The following is a 21109-nucleotide window of genomic DNA, read 5'->3' on the forward strand; positions in this document are numbered from 1 at the left end:
TACAAGTGCGACGCATCCCCTGTAGGAGCTGGCTTGCCAGCGATGGCGGTCTCGGATCAGCCGCGATCTCTAGGGATCAGACTCTGCAACTGCTGCGCCAGAAAATTCGCATCGAAGGCAAAGGTGTCCGGGTCCTTCAAACCATTGGTCTTGCGCCATTGCCAGTTGTTGGACGGCGGCAGGCACACCAGCGAAATGCTGCCATACCGCGCGGCGGTCAGGCCCATCACCGCCAGGGAAATCTGCCCACCGGTACCCATCACATCCGGCACGAACTCCACGGGTTTGCCGGCGATCACGATGCCCAGTTTCTCGGTCTTGAACGTTGACGTCTCGACCGGAACACTCGGCCCCGAAGCGACATACGCCTCACGGCTGACTTCCAGCAGGTTCGGCGCCCGGACCGGTTCCAGCCATTGCTGGATCTGATCAAACAGCTCGCCAATGCGCGTCGCCCACACGGCCGATTGCGACTCGAACAATTGTTTTTTGTGCGCTTCGCTGTCTGCGTAGTGGCGAAGCATCTCGCCCAGTTGTTGTACGTCGTCCATTGCGGTGTTCCTTTGTTGAAACAGTGCTGCGGACTTTGAGCATGGCAGATGCGCGCGGCGGGCGTACGACTAAAAGCGTGAGCGGTATTGGCTGGGGGTCATGGCGAGGAATTTGCGGAAGGCGCTGCCCATGTGCGACTGGTGGGCGAAACCGGCATCAAGGGCGATGTCAGCCAGGCTCAGCCGGGTGTGCTCGATCATCCGCCGTGCCGCCTGAAGTCGTACTTCAACGAGGTAAGCGTGCGGTGTCAGGCCGATGGCCCGGGTAAAGTCGCGCAGAAAGCGCAGCTCGTTCTGGCCGTAGGCCGCCGCCAGTTGTTGCAGCGTGAGGGGCTGATGGAATTGTCCGGCGATCAGGTCCAGCACTTGGGCGAGTGCGGCTGGCGCCGGCCGATGAGCCATTTCGACCTGCGGCTGCGCCAACCCCACAAATCCCAGGGCACATTGCTCCAGTGCCAGTAGGTCGGGTTGTGGCGCCAGCAACAAACGCCGCACTTCGCGCGCCTGGCTCAGCGCCTGTCGATTGCCGCAAGACTGTACGCGATGGCCAATGGCAGGCAAATGTTCATCGGCAAACGATTCGTCCAGCCGCATCAGCAAATATTCGCCACCGCTGGACGATTCGGAAAACACTTCGACGCCCACCGGGGTATACGCCAGAACACCGGGCAACGTATCGAAATCCACCCGCCGATCCGAGTCAATCGCGTGCACACCCTGCTGGCGCTCCAGCGTCACCCCAAGGGTGCGCGATTGCGCCGGATCGCGTGCGCTGTAAGCGGCACGGGGCAAGAGTTGCAAGCTGACTTTTGCGCCCGGCAGCCGTTGGCTCAGCATGTGAAATTTCCTGATAGAAAGCCGTGAAGCGCCACGGGATACTCCCAGACAAAGGGTTGCCATCAACAGGAGCACGCCATGCGCACCATCGGCCTTATCGGCGGCATGAGCTGGGAGTCCAGCGCCGAGTATTACCGCCTCATCAACCAACAGGTACGCGACCGGCTCGGGCCGTTGCGTTCGGCGAAACTGCTAATGTACAGCGTCGACTTCGGGCCTGTCGAACAGGCCCAGCATGCCGGTCGCTGGGACGATGCGGCGCTGATTCTGGTGGATGCCGCGCGGCGGCTGGAGGCTGGCGGCGCCGATTGCGTGGTGCTGTGCACCAACACCATGCACAAGGTCGCCGGGCAGATTCAGGCGGCGATCAACATTCCGTTCCTGCACATCGCCGACCCGGCCGGACAGGCGGCGGTCGATGCCGGCGCACTGAACGTCGGGTTGCTGGGGACTGCGTTCACCATGGAACAGGACTTTCTCAAGGAGCGCCTGACGTCGATGGGGCTGACCGTACTGGTGCCGGACGCCGAGGAGCGTCAAGCCGTGCACCGGATCATCTACGACGAGTTGTGCGTCGGGGTGATCAGCGAGGCGTCACGCCGGATCTATCAGCAGGTGATCGAATCCCTGAGCCAGCGCGGCGCCCAGGTCATCATCCTCGGCTGCACCGAAATCGGCCTGCTGATCAAACCCGAACACAGCACCCTGCCCCTGCTCGACACCACCGAACTGCATGCGCAGGCGGCGGTGGCGTTTGCACTGGGCGAGTGAATCAACCGGCCTTGGGCATGCGGCGCAGACGCGCCATGCTCAAGGTGTCCACCAACACTCCGTCACGCACGGCGTAGTCCCGAAACAGGCCTTCGGTTTCAAAACCAAACTTGCGGTACAAACCGATGGCTGCTTCGTTGTCGGCGTACACCGACAGCTCGACCCGTTGCAGATTCATCCAGTTGTCGGCGATGTCCAGCGCGGTGGCCAGCAGCTTCGAGCCAACACCCTTGCCCTGCCACGCCTCAGAGACTCCCATGCCGAAATTGGCAGCATGACTGCGGCGGATGCGCGAAAACTGCTCGAGGCCGATGTTGCCAATCACCCTCCCCTGACTCAGCGCCACCAGTTGCACATGCCGTTCGTTGCCCGGATCCAGGCGTTTGCGCCAGACCTCGATGGACTGAAACGGCATTTGCAGCACTTGCCGGGTAATCGCTGGCTCGTTGTAAAGCGCGGTGATGCCTTCGAGGTGGGATTCGTTGAAGCGTTCAAGCGTAATGACAGCGTCAGTGACGGGCATGGGTGATTCATCCTTGATACAGACATGGCCGCCCACTCTACAACGCAATCTTCCAGCATGACGAGAACCTACTGTAGGAGTGAGCGTGCTCGCGATAGCGTCCGGACAGTCAACATCAATGTTGAATGTTATGGCCCTATCGCGAGCAGGCTCACTCCTACAGTTGGTATTGGTCAGGCTTCGAACCACTCCCGGCGCTCGTTGAAGGTGTTTTGAATCAGCTCGACGATCATCTGCACCTGCGCCTCATCCTGCGACTGCGCATTGACCGCCATCCACACCTGGCGCTGCATCGGCGGGCCAAACAACCCCGGCAGAGCGATCAGACCACGGTCGAAATGGCTCATGTAACCAGGCAGCAAACCGATACAGGCGCTGCAACGGATCATCTCCAGCATCAGCTCATAGGCATGCAACTGCACCACCCCGGCGAGGCGCTGATCCACCAGCGCATTCCACGGCACAAAGCTCTCGACCTGACGATGAGGCTGCCATTGCACCAGCAGGAAATCAGCGAGGTCATCGAGGCCGTCCGGGCGTGACGCAGTGCGTGAATAACGCTTGGCAATGTGCGGCAGGTAGTCGAGCCGAGCCAGACGTCGCGGCTCGCCGACGGCAAAACTCGGGCCCGGCAGTGGCGAATCGGTGCCCGCCAGCCACACCACCACATCGGCGCTGACGGCGCGCAGGGCCAGCTCGCTGTCGAGGGAGATGATCTCCAGACGCACACTGGCGTTGCGGCGCAGCAAGCCCACCAGGTCGCGACCGAGGATGTCATGCAGGATCGATTCGGCGACGGCCAGGCGCACCAAGGGCTGTTCGATCACCGGCAAGTCGCGTTCATGGGCCAAGGCAATCAGCTGCGCCTGAAGCTGCAAGCCTTCACGACTGAGGGCAACCCCATTGTCGCCATGGCTGAACAGTGAGCACTGCAGGTGCGCTTCGAGTTGCGCCAACTGCTTGCGCAGCAACGTCGCCTTGATGTTGAGACTGCGCGACGCCTGCATGAAACAACCGCAGCGGGCACTGACCATGAACGCTTGCGCCAGTTGCGGGTCAAGCGCGGCGGCCTGCGCATGTATGGATGACGAGGTGTTTACCGGCGAGCGGTATTCGGCAGGGCTCTGGCGCCCGGCGGTTTCCATGAATGACATCAATGACTCCCTGTCGATCTGTCCTTTGAAAACCTCATCCTGCGCAACGTTCATGAACCTGATGTGACAGCGTCATCACGCGCTGGGGGACTGGCGGAAACTCACCGCCAGGCGATTCCAGCTGTTGATGGTGGTGACGGCGATGGTCAGGTCGACCATTTCGCTCTCGCTGAACTGTTCCCGGGCCTGGGCGTAGACGTCGTCCGGCACATGGCTTTGCGAGAGCAAGGTGACCGCTTCGGTCCAGGCCAGCGCCGCGCGCTCGCGTGGGTTGAAAAAGCCGCTGTCGCGCCAGACCACAATCGAATACAGACGCCGGTCGGTCTCGCCGAGGCGTCGCGCGTCCACCGAGTGCATGTCGGTGCAGAAGGCGCAGCCGTTGAGCTGCGAGGCGCGGATCTTGATCAGGTGCAGCAGCGCCGGCTCGATGCTCAGGTTGCTGGTCAGCGCCTCCATGGCGATCATCGCTTTCATCGCTTTGGGCGACGCGCTGTAGTAATCCAGACGGGAAGTCATGGCGTGCCTCGTGGATTGATAGATGTTTTCACGGTAAGCGCTGATGCGCCGGCGTTACAGATCCAATTGCGCGAAATACCGGTGGACCACTCCGAGCAGACCAATCCGCGCTTTTTCCCCCACGCAACTTCTGCACGGCGGCGCTTGCGCGTAATCTGGCGCGACGCACACGCACCTTAACCGCCCAGGAGCCCCGCCGGTATGGAACTTCATGTTGTCATCAACGGCCGCAAGGACCTGGCAGGCCAGTTGTACAACCAACTGCGCAGCGCCATCGAATCCGGTCGCCTGGCAGCCGGGACGCAACTGCCGCCCAGCCGTCTGCTGGCCGAACAGCTGGGCATCTCGCGCAAGACCATTTCCGACACGTACGCGCAACTGACCTATGAAAACTTCCTGACCGGGGTGATCGGCAAAGGCACCTACGTCAATGCCCGGACGGCCAAAGCGCAGCCCAAGCAAAGCCATTCGCAGTTGGCAAGCGCCGAGGTCATCGAGTCGTGGCGCAATTTACCGGTGTTTTTGCGTCACCCGACGCTGGAAGGCTCGCTGCGTTATGACTTCATCGGTGGCGCCACCAGCAAGGGCCAGTTTCCGCAGGACGATTGGCGGCGCTGTACCTCGCACGCGCTGCGTCAGATGTCCGGTTCCAAAGGTTTCTACAGCTTGCCTGAAGGCCTGCCGGCGCTGCGCAATGCGATCGCCCGGCACATCGCGTTTTCCCGTGGGGTGAATTGCCAGGACGAAGACGTGGTGGTGTGCAACGGTGCGCAACAAGCGCTGGACCTGATCTCCCGCGTGATCACGCGCCCCGGCAGCATCGTCGCCATGGAAGACCCCGGTTACCCGCCCGCGCGCCTGCTGTTCGGCAGCCACGGCGCCACAGTGATCGGCGTACCGGTCGACGCAGACGGCATCCAGGTCGACAAAATCCCCCTCGGCACCCGGCTGATTTATGTCACGCCGTCCCACCAGTTTCCGCTCGGCATGCCGATGAGCCAGGCACGTCGCGTGGCGCTGCTGGAGCGCGCCTACGAGTTGGGCGCGATCATCATCGAGGACGATTACGACAGTGAATTCCGCTACGAAGGCCGGCCCACTGACTCGCTGCAAAGCATGGATGAGCGCGGGATCGTCGCCTACGTCGGGACCTTTTCGAAAACCCTGCTGCCGGAACTGCGCCTCGGCTACGCGATTTTGCCGCCGGCGATACTCGAAGCGGTGATCCGCGCCAAGCAACTCACCGACCTGCACACCTCCACCCTGCCCCAATGGGCACTGGCCAAATTCATTGCCGAAGGTTGCCTGCTCAAGCACATCCGGCGCTGTCATACGATCTACGCCGGGCGTCGCGAACGCATCCTCACGCGTATCGCCGGTGACCTGTCTCCCTGGCTCGAAGCGATCCCGAGCACGGCGGGTTTCCACATGGTGCTTATGTGCAAAGTGCCTATCGATATGCCATTGCTGATCGAACTGGCGAAAAAGGTCGAAGTCGGGCTGTATTCCATCGATACCTTTTACTACCAGCGGGCCCCACAGGCCGGGCTTCTCATGGGGTTTGGCGCCATTGAAACCCTGGACATCGACACCGCGCTGGACCGTTTGCGCGACATTTTTCAGCAAATCGCCTGAGCGATTGGTCTGGGTTTTTATCCGGCAATTGGCTATTGGCGGTCCGCAAGCGCAGGCCTATCCTCGTAAGCGTTATCCCTCAATGAGCAGGATTCGTCCGGCCTGATTCAGGAGTGTGAGCAATGTCCAACGAAGTGATCAACACCGTAAAGGTGCAGGCCGCAGCCGGCCGCTCGGACGAACTGGGTAAGCAACTGCAAAAGATTGTCGAAACCCTGCGTGAACAACCGGGCTGCGAATCCTATATGGTCGACCGCTGCCCCGAGGACAGCAACCGCTGGAACGTCAGCGCCCGCTGGCAATCGGAAGCGGCCATGCAATCGCATTTCAACACCCCACAGGCGCAAGGTTTCATCGACCTGATCGATTGCCAATTGGCGAACGCCGTGGACTTCAACAGCTTCCCGATCCGTTAAACACCCCCTGTAGGAGCCGGCTCCTACAGGCGATCCATTCACCTCGGTGTGCCTGATGCACCGCGGTGATGCTATCGCCAGCAAGCCGGCTCCTACAGGTTTTGCATTGCCTTGCGTAAATCCGGATTGGTCCCCTGACCTTCTGCCGAATTGGCTGTTTGATTGCGGTCACTGGCGGACTAACGTTGTTTGCGACAACTACCCCCCCGCAGGTGATGAATCATGAAAGTTTTGCGTTTATTGGCCACCCCGCTTGCCGTCCTCGCCCTGAGCGTTTCTGCCTCGGCATTCGCCCACGACCCTTCGGAAAAAGTCACGATTCTGCAAGATGAAGTACTGAAGAACGTCCCCGGCAAAAAGGCGCTCATGATCGAAGTCGACTACAAGCCGGGCCAGTCCTCCATCGCCCACAAGCACGAAGGCACCGCAATGGCGTATGTGATTTCGGGCTCGATCACTTCCCAGGTGAAAGGCGAGCAACCGAAAACCTACAAGGCTGGCGAGTATTGGTATGAAGCCGCCGGTTCGGAGCATCTGGTCTCGAAAAATGCCAGCGCAACCAAGCCGGCCAAACTCCTGGTGTTCATGGTGTTGTCCCCCGACGAGAAAGTGTTGATCCCATTGGAAAACTGATAGCTGAACGTACAGCCATAAATAAACAGGCCCGAATCGAAAGTTCGGGCCTTTTTATTGCCCGAGGCAATTAACCGGCAACTTTTAAACCAAACAATACTATTGGCCACCTGACAAGTTCATGAATTGGCTATTTCATTCAGCCGCCACAGGTTTAGTCTGAAGTCACTGCCGACACCGGCAACTTTAACTTCCGACTCAAGTTGTTTCACTGGAGAGACACCCATGAAACTTGCACTTGTCAGCACCTTGTCGTTTGCCGCTGTTTTAACCGGCTGCTCAATTCCCACTGCACCGACGGCAGTTTCTTCACTCGACGGTATCTTCAGCGCACCCGTCGGCCGCAGCAACGCCACCCATGTCGCCAGCGGCGGTCAGGTCTCGCTGGGCATCGTCTACAGCCGCAACACCCAGACCAACCGTGCCTACCTGCAGGACTATCAGGCCAATGCCGGCACCGGTTTCGGCCAGAGCCTGCTGGTGCAACCGATACATGATGCCTATGTCGCCACCTCCAAACCCGACCTGGCGGTGGATTGGGTCAAGGCCTCGTTGCAGCGCCAGTTCGGCTCGGTCACGGTGTACCCGGACATGCAAAGTCTCAGGGCGGCGAAACCGGACGTGGTCGCGATTGTCGACACCCGCAGCCAATTGATCACCTCGCGCAGTTCGGACATCAAGGCCGATGTAAGTGCGGACTTTTATGATGCCAACTTCAATTACATCGGGACTGCACAAGGGCATGACGCCAAAGCATTGAGCCCGGTGTGGGCAGACTATAAACGCAGCGAAGAGATCGTGGCGGATATTAATGAACAGCAGAATGTGCAAGTCCGGGCATTGCAGAAGTTTGACCAGTCGCTCAGTAATTTATTGACCAGGCCGACAGATAAAGTGTCGATGATTGATAACACAACAGTTCAGAAGTTGTATTGAGACGGATGGCCCCATCGCCGGCAAGCCGGCTCCTACGGTAGAAATGCGAAACTTTGTAGGAGCCGGCTTGCCGGCGATGGGGCCCGCCAAAACACCACAAATCATTCAAACAAAAAAAACCCCGCATCTCTCAATGCGGGGCTTTTTCATTCAGCGACTGATCAGGCCGCCGGTTCCAGCTCGGCACTGGCGGTGACAGCAGCGGCAGGCACCACCGCTTGGCCGCTCAAAGCCAGGTCCAGCAACTCACGGTTGGCTACCGCATACATCGCGTAGTCAGTACCGCTCGCTGCACGGATTTCCACCAGCATGGCGCGCCAGCGTTCGATCATGCCTTCGTTCTCTTCCATCCACAGCGCCAGGCGTGTTTCCACATCCTGAGTGCCGCCGCCCTGTTGCAGGACAGAGATGGTGATCGCACGTTGCTGCCAGTCGACGTCATCGCGGAACGCTTCACGGGCCAGGGCCTGCCAGTTGTTTTCAACCGGCAGAGCGCTGATCTGTTGCAGGTACCAGGTGACGTCCAGCGCGCTGCCCACGGCGAAGTAGGCCTTGGCCACGTCCGCAGGGTTCTGGCCGGTCACGTCGGAGGCCTCGATGATCGGCAGCAGCGTGTACAGGTGCGAAGTACCAGCCACCATGCGCGCCAGCAACTCCGGCACACCGGCTTCGACGTACGCCTGATAACGGGACTGCCAGTTTTCGTGGATCTCGCCGCTCAGCAGTTCGTCGAGCTTGAGACCCAACTCCTTCAGGTGCGGACCGAAGTGCGCAACGTCACGGGCAGCGTTCTGCTCGTTGCGGCGGGCACGCAGGAACCAGCGCGTAGCGCGACGGCCCAGACGCATCAGCTCGTCCATCAGCTCCAGTTGTACGTCAGCGGAAACCTGGTAATCCAGGGCTTCGATCTGACGGAACCAGTGCGGGAGATGGAAGATGTCACGCACGATCACGTACGCACCGGCCACGTTCGCCGGGCTCATGCCGGTCGACTCTTTGAGTCGCTGAACGAAGGTGATGCCCATGTGGTTTACCAGATCGTTGGCGATCTGGGTGCTGACGATCTCGCGCTTCAGACGGTGACGACGCATGGCCTCGGAGAACTTGCTCACCAGTGTTGGCGGGAAAGCGGTTTCCATGTCGCGGGTCAGGTAGTCGTCGTCCGGTACACGGGAGTCCAGCAACTGCGCCTTGAGGTCGATCTTGCTGTAGGAGATCAGCACCGACAGCTCGGCACGGGTCAGGCCATGGCCTTCCGCGAGGCGTTCGTTGATCGCGTCTTCCGACGGCAGGAACTCGATGGCGCGATCCAGCTTGCCACGGCCTTCCAGATCGTTCATCAGGCGCTTGTATTCGGCAATCCGCACGAAGGCACGGCGGGCCGCCAGGGACAGGGCCTGAGTCTGCTTGTAGTTGTTGCCCAGCACCAGGTTGCCGACTTCGTCGGTCATGCTCGCCAGCAACTGGTTACGTTGCTTGTCGGTCATGTCACCGGCGTGAACCACTTCGTTCAGCAGGATCTTGATGTTCACTTCGTGGTCGGAGCAATCCACGCCACCGGCGTTGTCGATGAAGTCGGTGTTGGAACCGCCGCCATTGAGGCCGAATTCGACACGACCCAATTGGGTCATACCGAGGTTACCGCCCTCGCCCACGACTTTGCAGCGCAGTTCGTTGCCGTTCACACGCAGTGCATCGTTGGCCTTGTCGCCGACATCGGCGTGGCTTTCGCTGCTGGCTTTGACGTAAGTACCGATACCGCCGTTCCACAACAGGTCTACCGGTGCCTTGAGCAAGGCATTCAGCAGTTCGGTCGGGGTCAGCTTGTCGGCCTGAATGTCGAAGCGCTCTTTCATCTGCGGGGAAATCGCGATGCTTTTCGCGCTGCGCGAGAAGATCCCGCCGCCTTCCGACATGATGCTGGTGTCGTAATCCGACCATGCCGAACGTGGCAGATCGAACAGGCGCTGACGCTCGGCGAAGCTGTTCGCCGGCTCAGGGTTCGGGTCGATGAAGATGTGCAGGTGGTTGAACGCAGCGACCAGTTGCAGCTTGTCGGACATCAGCAAGCCGTTACCGAACACGTCACCGGCCATGTCGCCGACGCCAACCACGGTGATGCTGTCTTCCTGGACATTGATGCCGCGCTCGCGGAAGTGACGTTGTACGCCAACCCACGCGCCTTTGGCGGTGATGCCCATTTTCTTGTGGTCGTAACCGGCGGAACCACCGGAGGCGAACGCGTCACCCAGCCAGAAACCGTAGTCGATGGCGATGCCGTTGGCGATGTCGGAGAAGGTTGCAGTGCCCTTGTCCGCAGCGACCACCAGGTACGGGTCATCGTCGTCATGACGCACGACGTTGGCCGGCGGTACCAGTGCGCCGTCTTTCAGGTTGTCGGTGATGTCCAACAGGCCCGAAATGAAGATGCGGTAGCAAGCGATGCCCTCGGCCGCGATCTCGTCACGGCTGCCGCCCAGTGGCAGGCGACGCGGCAGGAAGCCGCCCTTCGCGCCGACCGGCACGATGACCGAGTTCTTCACTTGCTGGGCTTTTACCAGGCCCAGGACTTCGGTACGGAAGTCTTCTTCACGGTCAGACCAGCGCAGACCGCCGCGAGCCACGTTGCCGAAGCGCAGGTGCACGCCTTCGACGCGAGGCGAGTAGACGAAGATTTCGAACTTCGGAACCGGCTTCGGCAGCTCTGGAATCTGGTGCGGGTTGAACTTGAAGCTGAAGTAGGACTTGTTCTGACCGTGTGCATCGGTCTGGTAGAAGTTGGTCCGCAGGGTCGCTTTGATCAGGTCGAGGTAGCGACGCAGGATGCGGTCTTCGTTCAACACCTGGACGTCGTCCAGTGCTGCCAGAATCGCGTGTTCCAGACGTTGCTGCTTGTCTTCCAGATCATCGGTGGCCAGCTTGCGTGCCAGGTAGAAGCGGGTCTTGAACAACCGGGTCAACTCGCGAGCGATGTCGGTGTGGTTGTTCAAGGTGCTGGCGATGTAGCCGAGGTCGAAGCCCAGGCGAATCTGCTTCATGTAGCGTGCGTAGGCACGCAGCAGCGCAACATCGCGCCATGGCAGGCCGGCGGTCAGTACCAGACGGTTGAACGCATCGTTCTCGGCATCGCCACGCACGATGTGGACGAAGGCGTCCTGCAAGGTGTCGTTGAGTTGCTGGATGTCGAGTTCCAGGCCTTCGGCGGCGGTGAACGCGAAATCGTGAATCCAGAACTCGCGGCCATTGTTGTGACGCAGGCGATACGGGAACTCACCCAGCACACGCAGGCCGAGGTTTTCCAGAATCGGCAACACGTCGGACAGGGCCAGCGGGGTATCGGCGTGATACAGCTTGCAGTGCAGCTCGCGCTGGCCGGAGACCTGACCCAGTGGCTGATAGAAGCTCATCACCAGTGGATTTTTTTCGTTCAGGCTCAGCAGGTGCTGCATGTCGACCACAGCCGAATGCGCAGCGAAACGCTCGCGGTAACCGGCCGGGAAGCCTTTCGGGAAGTCCGCCAGCACGTTGGTGCCGTGGGCTTCGCCGAAGCTTTCCACCACCAGGCTGGCGTAGTCGTCCTGCCAGCTGCGGCAGGCCTGGATCACTTCGTTTTCCAGTTGCAGCGGGTCGATGTCCAGACGGTTCTTCGGATCGACGCGCAGAATCAGTTGCACGCGGGCCAGTACGGACTCGGAGAAGAAGGTCCAGAACTCGCAGTCCGAGGCTTTCAGGCGATCCATCAGCACTTGCTGGATCTTCTGGCGCACTTCGGTGGAGTAGATGTCACGCGGCACGTAGGCCAGGCAGTAGCAGAAACGGCCGTACGGGTCTTTGCGCAGGAACACGCGAATCTTGTTGCGTTCCTGGATCTGCACGATCGACATCACGGTGCTGAACAGCTCGTCGACCGGGGTCTGGAACAGGTCATCACGCGGCAGCACTTCGACCACCTGCGCCAGTTCCTTGCCCAGGTGAGCCTTGGCCTGGAAGCCGGAACGGCGTTCGATCTCTTCGACCTTGCGGCGGATGTACGGAATGACCCGCACGCTCTCGCCATACACCGACGAGGTGTACAGGCCCATGAAACGGCATTCCTTGATGACCTTGCCATCGGCGTCGATCTCGCGGATCGACACGTAGTCCGGGTAAGCCGGACGGTGTACACGGCTTGGATGCGCAGCCTTGGCGAACGACAGCAGGGTCGGTTCGCGCAGGTAGTTCACGGCGTAGTCTTCGATGCGCAGGTCATCGTAGGTCAAGCCGGTGCGCAGCAGTTTGGTCAGGCCGAGGAAGGAATTCTGGTCGTAAACGATGTGGCCGCCATCGGCTTCATCCTGAACCACGAATTCTTCGTAGCCGAGGAAGGTGAAGTGGTTGCCCACCAGCCATTCCAGGAAGCTTTTGATTTCAGCTTTTTCTTCGCCGTCGACCGCAAATTTGCTGTTGTCGAGGCCGGTCAGGATTTCCTGGACCTTGGCTTTCATCGGCTCGAAATCGGCAACCGCGACGCGGACTTCACCGAGAACCTGTTCCAGCTCTTTGCTCAGGACATTCAGCTCTGCGGTGTTCGCGCAGCGGTCGATTTCCAGGTACATCAGGGATTCTTGCAGGATCCCTTCGCCCTGGGTGCCTTTAGGCAGGATTTCCAGCAACTCGCCTTTGCTGCCGCGACGCACGCTCAGCACAGTGGTTTGCAGGGTATGAATGCTGTAGCCGCGACGGTTCAGCTCGGTGCGCACCGAGTCCACCAGGAAAGGCAGGTCGTGGTGCAGCACTTCGACCGCGGTGTGGGTCGACTGCCAGCCGTGGCGTTCGTAATCAGGGTTGAAGACGCGAACCTGCGGTTGCGCGTGATCGAAGCGCTCAAGCAGGCGCCACGCAGAAAGGGTGCAGCCGGCGAGGTCGGACAGCCGACGCTGGGTCAGCTCGTCAAGGGAAATGATGCCGAAGAATTGTTCAGCGAACAGCGCCACTTGTGGCAGTGCCTGTTCACTGATGTGCTGCGCCAGTGCCGCTTGCAGTTGGTGCTGGAAGTCGGCTTTGCTGGCTGCGGTGAAGAACGCCATCTGTGGTACTCCGCTTGGGCTTGTTATTGATGGAAGCGTCGCGTGCAAAACCCCTTTCGGGGCGATCCGTCACCCGGTTCCTGATTCTCGGGCAGAGGAAACAGGGTGACAGGTGGGTGAAGCTGGACGAGACACTCAGGTCACATTCACCTTCCATGAATGGGCATCTGCAAAAACGACTGGCAGATCGACAGCGCAATGTCTTTACAGGTGCTCATCCGTTGCGCAGCTTAACCAGTGCGGCAAGGCCCGTGCTTGCAGCGCTGCGACATATTCGGTCATCGGCACGCAGCCAACGCCCTGCGTATCGGACAACACTAGCAGCCGTGTAGGAAATTGGGCGTTTTATGCCCGGATTTACAGCACCTTCGTGCCAGAAATGACCAACAGCGCCCTGAATGTTCACGTCACATTCTCTGACAGTCAGCCGAGCAGAAATTCCCGAGGGCTGGCAGAATTGCCTTTTGTTGTGTTCACAACGCTCGCCGAGCCAGGAAATACCCATGAAAATGACCACCGCCCTGTTGATCGTCAACCCGTGTGACGAGGAAGAAGACAACATGGCCATGCTCGCCTGCCACAGCGATCAGGGTGAAATGTTCCTGATGAGCCGCTACCCGGACGAGGACGAGCTGGAGATCACCCTTGATGGCGAACCTTCAACGCTGGACGGCGTGAAAGTGACGCTGAGCCCTACCCGCTTGCTGATCGAAATCGCTGCGGCGGATGCGGATGCGTTGAATGGGGATGATTCGCTGGAGATTACGCACAGCACGAGTGCGAGTGATCTGGCGGAAGTGGAAGAAACCTTGCAGAACATCCTTAAGGGGACCGGGACTTACATCAGCAAGATTTGATGTTGCCTGGACGGGCCTCTTCGCGGGCAAGCCTCGCTCCTACAGGTTTAGGCCGGCCGCAATATCGCGGCTACCCTGATCCTGTAGGAGCGAGGCTTGCCCGCGAAGGCGTCCGCAAGATCGCCACATTCTCCGAAACAACATCGATAACCCACCTCCTGCGCACATTTGCACAAAATGCCGTTAGTCGCCGCCCCCCGCGATAGATTAAAGTAACGCCCCCAGCCCTGGCGTTATTCGAACGTCTTCGGTCACCCTTTCCAGGAACAGTCATCGATGGAACATCGTGAAGCGCTGCTCGCGCTGCGAACCTTTCTTTCAACGCAGATTCTCGGCCAGGAAAAACTCATCGAGCGCTTGCTCATCGCCCTGCTTGCCGACGGCCACATGCTGGTCGAGGGCGCTCCCGGCCTGGCCAAGACCAAGGCCATCAAAGAACTCGCCGAAGGCATCGAAGCCCAGTTCCATCGCATCCAGTTCACCCCTGACCTGTTGCCTGCCGACATCACCGGCACGGAAATCTATCGCCCGGAAACCGGCAGTTTCGTGTTCCAGCAAGGCCCGATCTTCCACAACCTGGTATTGGCGGACGAAATCAACCGTGCCCCGGCCAAGGTTCAGTCGGCTTTGCTTGAAGCCATGGGCGAGCGTCAGGTCAGTGTCGGGCGCAGCACCTACGAGCTGTCGCCGCTGTTCCTGGTGATGGCCACGCAAAACCCGATCGAGCAGGAAGGCACATACCCGCTGCCCGAAGCGCAGCTGGACCGCTTCCTGATGCACGTGAAAATCGGCTTCCCGGACGCCACCGTCGAACGCCGCATCCTGCAACAGGCCCGTGGCGAAGCCTTGAACGGTGAAACCAAACCGGAGCGCCGGGTCAGCCAGCAGGCCATTTTCGCCGCCCGCAAGGAAATCCTCGGTCTGTACATGGCCGACGCCGTGGAGGAATACCTGGTGCAACTGGTCATGGCCACGCGCACGCCGGCCAAGTTCGACCCGGAGATGGCCGAGTGGATTGCCTACGGCGCCAGCCCGCGCGGTTCGATTGCCCTCGACCGCTGTGCCCGCGCCCACGCCTGGCTGGCCGGTCGCGACTTCGTCAGCCCGGAAGACATTCAAGCGGTGCTGTTCGACGTGTTGCGTCACCGCATCATTCTGTCCTTTGAAGCCGAAGCCGCTGGCATCGACCAGGACCGGGTGGTCCAGCGGATTCTCGACGTCGTAGCCGTCGCTTGACCCCGATGAACGTCATTCTGCCGCCCGAGCCGGGCATCCGCGTCAGCCTCGCCGAGCTGATCGAGATGCGCCATCGTGTGCGTGAAGTGCAGCTGTTTTCCACGCCGAGCCAGCGCAGCCCGCTGATCGGCCTGCACCACTCCAAGCTGCGTGGTCGTGGTGTCGATTTCGATCAGGTGCGGGTCTATCAGGCCGGCGACGACGTGCGCAGCATCGACTGGCGCGTCACCGCCCGAACCCAGGAACCGCACACCAAGCTGTTCCACGAAGAACGCGAGCGGCCGATTTTCATCATGGTCGAACAGAGCCGACGGCTGTTTTTCGGTTCGGGGCTGATGTTCAAATCGGTGCTCGCCGCCCAGGCCGCCAGCTTGATCGGCTGGGCCGCGCTCGGCCATAACGATCGGGTTGGCGGCCTGGTGTTCGGCGATAACGAACACTATGAAATCAAGCCCCGGCGCAGCAAACAAAGCCTGCTGCAATTTCTCAACCGGCTGGTGCGTGTCAATCAGTCGTTGCACACCGAAAGCGAGCAGAACCGCGATGCCCTCAACCTGGCCCTGCGTCGTGCCCGTGAGGTGCTGCGCCCCGGCAGCCTGGTGATCGTGATCTGCGACGAGCGCGCGCTGACTGAGGGTTCCGAGCAGCAACTGAGCCTGCTGTCGCGCCATTGCGACCTGTTGCTGCTGCCACTGTCCGACCCACTGGACCATGCCCTGCCCGCTGCCGGCCTTTTGCGCTTTGCCGAACGCGGCGCGCAACTGGAACTCGACACGCTGAATTTCGACCTGCGCCAGACCTACCGCGCCCAGGCCGAAGCACGCATTGCCCATTGGGAATTGCTCGCGCAAAAACTGCGGGTGTTGTTGATGCCCCTGAGCACCCAGAGCGAGATGGTCGAACAACTGCGCGAGTACCTGAACCCGCAAAAACCGGGGAAATATCGATGAGCAGCCTCGATCAACTGCAACCGCTGATTTCCCCGCCGCCGATTGGCTTTTGGCCACCGGCACCGGGCTGGTGGTTTTTGCTGTTGTTACTGCCGCTGATCGGCTTCGGCCTGTGGAAGGCCCGGCGTTTCCTGCCGAACAAGCGCCCCATCGTGCGCGCCGAACAACCGCTGGACCCGGTGCGCATCGCCGCACTGGCCGAACTGGCGCTGATGCCCAAACCTTACGACGGCGCACCGGCCGGTGCCTGGCTGCAGCAACTCAATGGCTTGCTCAAACGCCTGTGCCGCAACCATTACCCCTACAGCCAGAGCCACACCCTCAACGGGCGCAAATGGCTGGCGTTTCTCGACAACCGTTGCCCGGCCGCCGGGCTGACGCGCTGGATGGTACTGGTCGAAGGCGCCTACAAACCCGAATGCAAACTCGACGACAAGGCCATCGCCGGCCTGACCCAAGCCGTCGACACGTGGATTCGCAAACATGTTTGAGTTCGCCTGGCCGTGGATCTTCGCCCTGCTGCCGCTGCCGTGGTTGATGCGCATCGTGCTGCCGGTGGCCGACAGCGGCGAACCGGCGCTAAAAGTCAGTTTCCTCAGTGACCTCGAAGGCCTGGCCCGGCGCCGTGCCCGGGCCAACCTGCCAGCCTGGCGGCAACAAGCGCCGTTCATCCTGCTGTGGCTGTTTTTGCTGATCGCTGCAGCGCGCCCACAATGGCTCGGCGAACCGTTGCCGATTGCCGCCAGTGGCCGTGACTTGCTGGTGGCGGTGGACGTTTCCGGTTCCATGGATTTCCCTGACATGCAGTGGCAGGACGATGAGGTCAGCCGCCTTACGCTGGTGCAACATTTGCTCGGTGATTTTCTCGAGCGACGCGAAGGCGACCGTGTCGGCCTGATCCTGTTCGGCAGCAGAGCGTACCTGCAAGCACCGCTGACCTTTGACCGGCGCACCGTGCGGGTCTGGCTCGACGAAGCGCGCATCGGCATCGCCGGCAAGAACACCGCCATCGGCGACGCCATCGGTCTCGCGCTCAAACGCCTGCGCCTGCGTCCGGCGCAAAGCCGTGTGCTGATTCTGGTCACCGATGGTGCCAACAACGGCGGCGAAATCGACCCGCTGACCGCCGCGCGGCTGGCGGCCAAGGAAGGCGTGAAAATCTACCCGATCGGCATCGGCGCCGATCCCGAGCAAAGCGGCACCGCAGGATTCCTCGGCATCAACCCGAGCCTGGACCTCGACGAGCCTGCGCTGAAAGCCATTGCCGCCGCCACGGGCGGCCAGTATTTCCGCGCTCGCGACGGCAAGGAACTGCAAACGATCAAGGAAACCCTCGATCAACTGGAACCCGTGACCCAGCAACCGACCCAGGCCCGCCCGGCGCAAGCGTTGTATCACTGGCCGTTGGCGATGGCGCTGCTGTTGAGCCTATTGCTGGTGGCGCGCGAACGCTGGCCGGATAACCCGTTGCAGCGCCTGTTTACCAAGGATCTGTTCTTGCAAACGCAACTGCCTGACTGGCGTCAGCGACTCAAGCGCCTGCGCCTGCGGAGGCGCCGATGAGTGCGCTGTGGCCTTACTGGTTCCGTCCCTGGTGGCTGCTGCTGTTGCCGCTGCTCGGCTGGTTGCTCTGGCAACTCTGGCATCGACAGAAACGCGCCGGGCGCTGGCAGATGATTCTGCCGCCGGCCTTTCATTCTTCGCTGCTCAGTGGCGGCAACGGTCGCGACAGCAAATTGCCGTGGGTCGCCCTCGGTGTGGCATGGCTGCTGACGATACTGGCGCTGTTGGGGCCGAGTTGGGAGCGCGTCGAGCAAGCCAGCCAGAAACCCGCCGACCCGCTGGTGGTGATCCTTGAACTGACCCCGGAGATGCTCGCCACCGACGTGACGCCAAACCGGCTGGAACAGGCCCGGCGCAAGCTGTTCGACCTGCTGCAAAACCGCAGCGACGCCCAGACCGCCATCGTCGTCTACGCCGGCAGCGCACACACGCTGGTGCCGCTGTCGGATGACCTGTCTACCAGCCGCAATCTGCTGGAGGCGCTCAAACCGTCGTTGATGCCCCAGACCGGCCATCGCGCCGATCTCGCGGTGACCAAAGCCCTTGCGCTGCTGAATCAGGCCGCGCTGGGTGACGGCCGGATTCTGCTGATCGGTTCGTCCCTGACTGAACTGGAACGCGAAGGCATTCAACAGGCGCTCGACGGCAAGTCGACCCGGTTTTTGATGCTCGGCATCGGCACCGCCGAAGGCGCACCGATCACTCAGGAAGATGGCAGTTTCCTCAAAGATGATCAGGGCGCGATTCTGGTGCCGCACCTCGACGAGCCGAACCTGAAAGCGTTCGTTAACGGCCTCGATGGGCGCTATCGCCACGCGCGCCTGGACGATGCCGACCTGCGCGCCCTCGGCTTGCTCGATGGCCCGCGCAACTTGCGCAATGACGGCCAGACCCTGCGTCTCGATAGCTGGGCCGATCAGGGTTATTGGCTGTTGTTGCCGCTGTTGCTGTTGGCGGCCTGCGCCGGGCGACGCGGCTGGTTGCTCTGCCTGCCGCTGCTGTTCCTGTTGCCGCAGCCGAGCCATGCCTTCGACTTCGAAGACTTGTGGTTGCGCCCTGACCAGCAAGGCCTGCATCTGTTGAAAAAGAAGCGTCCGGCCGAGGCCGCGCAGCATTTCCAGGATCGGCAATGGCAAGGCGTGGCGCTCTACGAGGCCGGCGACTACAGTGGCGCCGCCCAGCGGTTCGCCGAAGGCAATGATGCCCACGCCCACTACAATCGTGGCAACGCCCTGGCCAAAGGCGGTGAGTTGGAAGCCGCGCTGGATGCTTACGATCAGGCACTGGAGCGGCAACCGGATCTGCGCCCGGCGCAGACCAACAAGGCCTTGGTGGAAAGCTTGATCAAGCAGAAAAATACGCCGGCACCCGTTGAACCGGACAAAACCGAAGGCGACGAGACCGGGACCCCGCAGGAACCACCGCCGGGCGCAGCCACCCAACAGTCGAACAGTGGCGAACCGAAGTCCGATGCCCAGACCACGGCACCCGATGCAGAACAGTCGGATACGACACCGGCGCGCCCCGGCACCAATGAGGTGCCCGGCAGCGAGTTGGGCGACGAACAAAGCACCACCCCGCCGTTGCGCCCTGCCAGCGATACCATCGATGGCGAACAGCGCCAGGCGCTGGAACAATGGCTGCGCAAGATCCCGGACGACCCGGGCGAATTGCTCAGGCGCAAATTCTGGTACGAACAGCAGCAACATCAGGATCAGGAAAAAACCCGATGACCCGCTTCACCGCTTTCATGCTTGCTCTGTTTATCTGGACCGTTCAGGCCCAGGCTGCGCAACTGGTCGCCAGTGTCGACCGCAGTCGCCTGAACTCCGGCGAAACGGTCGAGCTGACCCTGGAGTCCAACGATGTCACCCAATTCGGCAAGCCCGACCTGACGGCGCTGGAGCCTCTGTTTGAAGTGCGCGGCACCCGCCAGGTCAACCAGTTGACGACCCTTAACGGCGGCAACGGCGCCACCACCCGCTGGATCATCACCCTGCTACCTCGCCAGAACGGCAGCGTGGTGATTCCGTCGCTGCAACTGGGCGATGTGCAGAGCCAGCCGATCACCTTGCAAGTGGTCGAGAGCGAAACCCAGGACAGCACGCAAAAACTGGCCCCGGTATTCATCGACGCCAGCCTCGATCAAAACAGCGTGTACGTGCAGGCCCAGGCGCTCCTGACCTTGCGCATCTACCATTCCGTGTCGCTGTATGACGACAGCAGCCTGACTCCGTTGCAGATTCCCGATGCGCGCATCGAGCAGTTGGGCGAGTCGCGCACTTACGAAAAAGACATCAACGGCCTGCGCCATGGCGTGATCGAATTGCGCTACGCGATCTACCCGCAACACAGCGGCCAGTTGACCATTCCGGCGCAGGTTTTCAGCGCCACGCTGGTGGACGCGCAGCCGGCCAAGGACGTCGAGTCCCAGGTGCCGAAATCCGGCAAATTGATGCGTGTCAGCTCGGTCGAACTGCCGCTGACCGTCAAGCCGAAACCTGCCACTTACCCGGCTGACGTGCCTTGGCTGCCGGCCCGCAGCCTGACCCTGAGCGAGAGCTGGAATCCGGAACCGGATCACACGCAAGTGGGTGACTCGCTGACTCGCAGCCTGATTTTGGAAGCCGAAGGTTTGGCCAGTTCACAACTGCCGCCATTGCCGGCCACCGACGTCAACGGCTTGCGGCGCTATCCGGATCAGCCGGTGCTGGTCAACCAGAATAGCGAGCGCGGCCTGATCGGCAGCCGCGAGGACCGTGAGGCACTGGTGCCTGTCCAGCGGGGGAACGTCGAGTTGCCGGCTGTGGATGTGGTCTGGTGGAACACCTTCGAAGATCATCTGGAACACAGCAGCCTGCCGGCGCGGACGCTGCAAGTGGTGAACAATCCTGGCTTGATGGTTGATACCCCGGCCGGCACGCCGCTGGTCATTTCCCCTGCCGACAATGAAGCGCTCTGGTGGTGGAAACTCAGCACCGTCATTCTCGCCTGCACCACCCTGCTGGGTTTCGGCCTCTGGTGGCGTGCCCGCTGGCAACCGGCGATCCTGCGCGCGGCCCAGACAGGCCCGAGCCCGCGTACCGTGCTCGACGACCTCAAGCGCGCCTGTCAGGCCAACGACTCCCACGCCACCCGCCAGGCCCTCGACGCCTGGGCCCGGCAACAACCGGAAACCCTGGCCGACATGGCGGCGCGTTTCGTGCCGTTGTCGGACGCGCTGGATGGTTTGAACGGGGCGCTGTACAGCGAGACCGGCCAGCATTGGCAAGGTGAAGAGCTGTGGCGCGCGATCAAGGCAATCCCGATTGCCGAGCGGGTTCAAGACCCGGTCGGCGACAGCGGCCTGCCACCGCTCTACCCGAAGTAACCCCAATCCTGTAGGAGCCGGCTTGCCGGCGAAGCGATCCCGAGTTCCGCGTCGCGCTCAAGGCCGCCTTCGCGGGCAAGCCTCGCTCCTACAAG

The 21109-nt window shown here is 61.2% G+C and carries 18 protein-coding genes; 12 read left to right on the forward strand and 6 right to left on the reverse strand.

Going from position 1 to position 21109, the window contains the following annotated elements; genetic code table 11:
• Positions 1 to 56: 56 nt before the first annotated feature.
• Together KGB25_RS05840 and KGB25_RS05845 are read right to left on the reverse strand one after the other, a co-directional pair.
• Positions 57 to 551 (reverse strand): hypothetical protein, encoded by a 495-nt coding sequence (locus KGB25_RS05840; RefSeq protein WP_223434577.1) that lies wholly within the window; start codon positions 549 to 551, stop codon positions 57 to 59.
• 69 nt (positions 552 to 620) lie between these two features.
• Positions 621 to 1388, reverse strand: a complete 768-nt coding sequence (locus KGB25_RS05845; RefSeq protein ID WP_223434578.1) for a helix-turn-helix domain-containing protein — start codon at positions 1386 to 1388, stop codon at positions 621 to 623.
• Between the two features lie 78 nt (positions 1389 to 1466).
• Between KGB25_RS05845 and KGB25_RS05850 the strand changes: the two genes are divergently transcribed.
• A complete protein-coding gene (locus tag KGB25_RS05850) occupies positions 1467 to 2159 on the forward strand; it encodes an aspartate/glutamate racemase family protein (protein ID WP_223434579.1) in 693 nt (230 codons plus the stop codon).
• A 1-nt stretch (position 2160) separates the two neighbouring features.
• Here the strand turns inward: KGB25_RS05850 and KGB25_RS05855 are convergent, their stop codons facing one another.
• The 3 genes from KGB25_RS05855 to KGB25_RS05865 all read right to left on the reverse strand — a co-directional run bounded on the left by KGB25_RS05855 (position 2161) and on the right by KGB25_RS05865 (position 4352).
• Entirely contained in the window at positions 2161 to 2682 is a 522-nt protein-coding gene (locus tag KGB25_RS05855; protein ID WP_223434580.1) for a GNAT family N-acetyltransferase, read from the reverse strand.
• Between the two features lie 173 nt (positions 2683 to 2855).
• Complete coding sequence (locus tag KGB25_RS05860) at positions 2856 to 3836, reverse strand: LysR family transcriptional regulator (RefSeq protein ID WP_223434581.1); 981 nt, start codon at positions 3834 to 3836, stop codon at positions 2856 to 2858.
• Between the two features lie 75 nt (positions 3837 to 3911).
• Entirely contained in the window at positions 3912 to 4352 is a 441-nt protein-coding gene (locus KGB25_RS05865) for a carboxymuconolactone decarboxylase family protein (protein ID WP_008030139.1), read from the reverse strand.
• 201 nt (positions 4353 to 4553) lie between these two features.
• On the opposite strand from KGB25_RS05865, the gene KGB25_RS05870 reads away from it, so the two are divergent.
• The 4 genes from KGB25_RS05870 (at position 4554) to KGB25_RS05885 (ending at position 7972) form a co-directional block, all read left to right on the forward strand.
• Positions 4554 to 5987 carry a PLP-dependent aminotransferase family protein gene (locus KGB25_RS05870; RefSeq protein WP_223434582.1) on the forward strand — a complete coding sequence of 478 codons (1434 nt, stop codon included), beginning with the start codon at positions 4554 to 4556 and terminating at the stop codon, positions 5985 to 5987.
• Positions 5988 to 6109: 122 nt separating this feature from the next.
• Complete coding sequence (locus tag KGB25_RS05875) at positions 6110 to 6403, forward strand: putative quinol monooxygenase (protein ID WP_008042903.1); 294 nt, start codon at positions 6110 to 6112, stop codon at positions 6401 to 6403.
• 222 nt (positions 6404 to 6625) lie between these two features.
• Positions 6626 to 7036: a cupin domain-containing protein gene (locus tag KGB25_RS05880; protein ID WP_008030133.1), complete on the forward strand. Its 411-nt coding sequence runs from the start codon at positions 6626 to 6628 to the stop codon at positions 7034 to 7036.
• 225 nt (positions 7037 to 7261) lie between these two features.
• Complete coding sequence (locus KGB25_RS05885; RefSeq protein ID WP_223434583.1) at positions 7262 to 7972, forward strand: ATPase; 711 nt, start codon at positions 7262 to 7264, stop codon at positions 7970 to 7972.
• A gap of 161 nt (positions 7973 to 8133) precedes the next feature.
• Here the strand turns inward: KGB25_RS05885 and KGB25_RS05890 are convergent, their stop codons facing one another.
• Complete coding sequence (locus KGB25_RS05890; protein ID WP_207284244.1) at positions 8134 to 13038, reverse strand: NAD-glutamate dehydrogenase; 4905 nt, start codon at positions 13036 to 13038, stop codon at positions 8134 to 8136.
• 503 nt (positions 13039 to 13541) lie between these two features.
• Between KGB25_RS05890 and KGB25_RS05895 the strand changes: the two genes are divergently transcribed.
• The 7 genes from KGB25_RS05895 (at position 13542) to KGB25_RS05925 (ending at position 21014) form a co-directional block, all read left to right on the forward strand.
• The gene (locus tag KGB25_RS05895) at positions 13542 to 13895 is read left to right on the forward strand and encodes a hypothetical protein (protein ID WP_008042899.1); all 354 of its coding nucleotides are present in this window, start codon (positions 13542 to 13544) and stop codon (positions 13893 to 13895) included.
• 276 nt (positions 13896 to 14171) lie between these two features.
• Positions 14172 to 15131 carry an AAA family ATPase gene (locus tag KGB25_RS05900; protein ID WP_008030123.1) on the forward strand — a complete coding sequence of 320 codons (960 nt, stop codon included), beginning with the start codon at positions 14172 to 14174 and terminating at the stop codon, positions 15129 to 15131.
• A gap of 5 nt (positions 15132 to 15136) precedes the next feature.
• A complete protein-coding gene (locus KGB25_RS05905) occupies positions 15137 to 16081 on the forward strand; it encodes a DUF58 domain-containing protein (RefSeq protein ID WP_008042897.1) in 945 nt (314 codons plus the stop codon).
• Positions 16078 to 16572 carry a DUF4381 domain-containing protein gene (locus KGB25_RS05910; protein ID WP_008030120.1) on the forward strand — a complete coding sequence of 165 codons (495 nt, stop codon included), beginning with the start codon at positions 16078 to 16080 and terminating at the stop codon, positions 16570 to 16572. The genes KGB25_RS05905 and KGB25_RS05910 overlap by 4 nt, the downstream gene beginning before the upstream one ends.
• Positions 16565 to 17644 carry a vWA domain-containing protein gene (locus KGB25_RS05915; RefSeq protein WP_008042895.1) on the forward strand — a complete coding sequence of 360 codons (1080 nt, stop codon included), beginning with the start codon at positions 16565 to 16567 and terminating at the stop codon, positions 17642 to 17644. Before KGB25_RS05910 ends, KGB25_RS05915 begins: the two co-directional genes overlap by 8 nt.
• Positions 17641 to 19377, forward strand: coding sequence for a VWA domain-containing protein (locus KGB25_RS05920; RefSeq protein ID WP_223434584.1), 1737 nt, complete (start codon positions 17641 to 17643; stop codon positions 19375 to 19377). The genes KGB25_RS05915 and KGB25_RS05920 overlap by 4 nt, the downstream gene beginning before the upstream one ends.
• Positions 19374 to 21014 (forward strand): BatD family protein, encoded by a 1641-nt coding sequence (locus KGB25_RS05925; protein ID WP_223434585.1) that lies wholly within the window; start codon positions 19374 to 19376, stop codon positions 21012 to 21014. The genes KGB25_RS05920 and KGB25_RS05925 overlap by 4 nt, the downstream gene beginning before the upstream one ends.
• Positions 21015 to 21109: the final 95 nt, after the last annotated feature.

It is taken from the genome of Pseudomonas sp. BF-RE-21 (assembly GCF_019947305.1).
In the GTDB taxonomy this organism is placed as follows: Bacteria; Pseudomonadota; Gammaproteobacteria; order Pseudomonadales; family Pseudomonadaceae; genus Aquipseudomonas; species Aquipseudomonas migulae.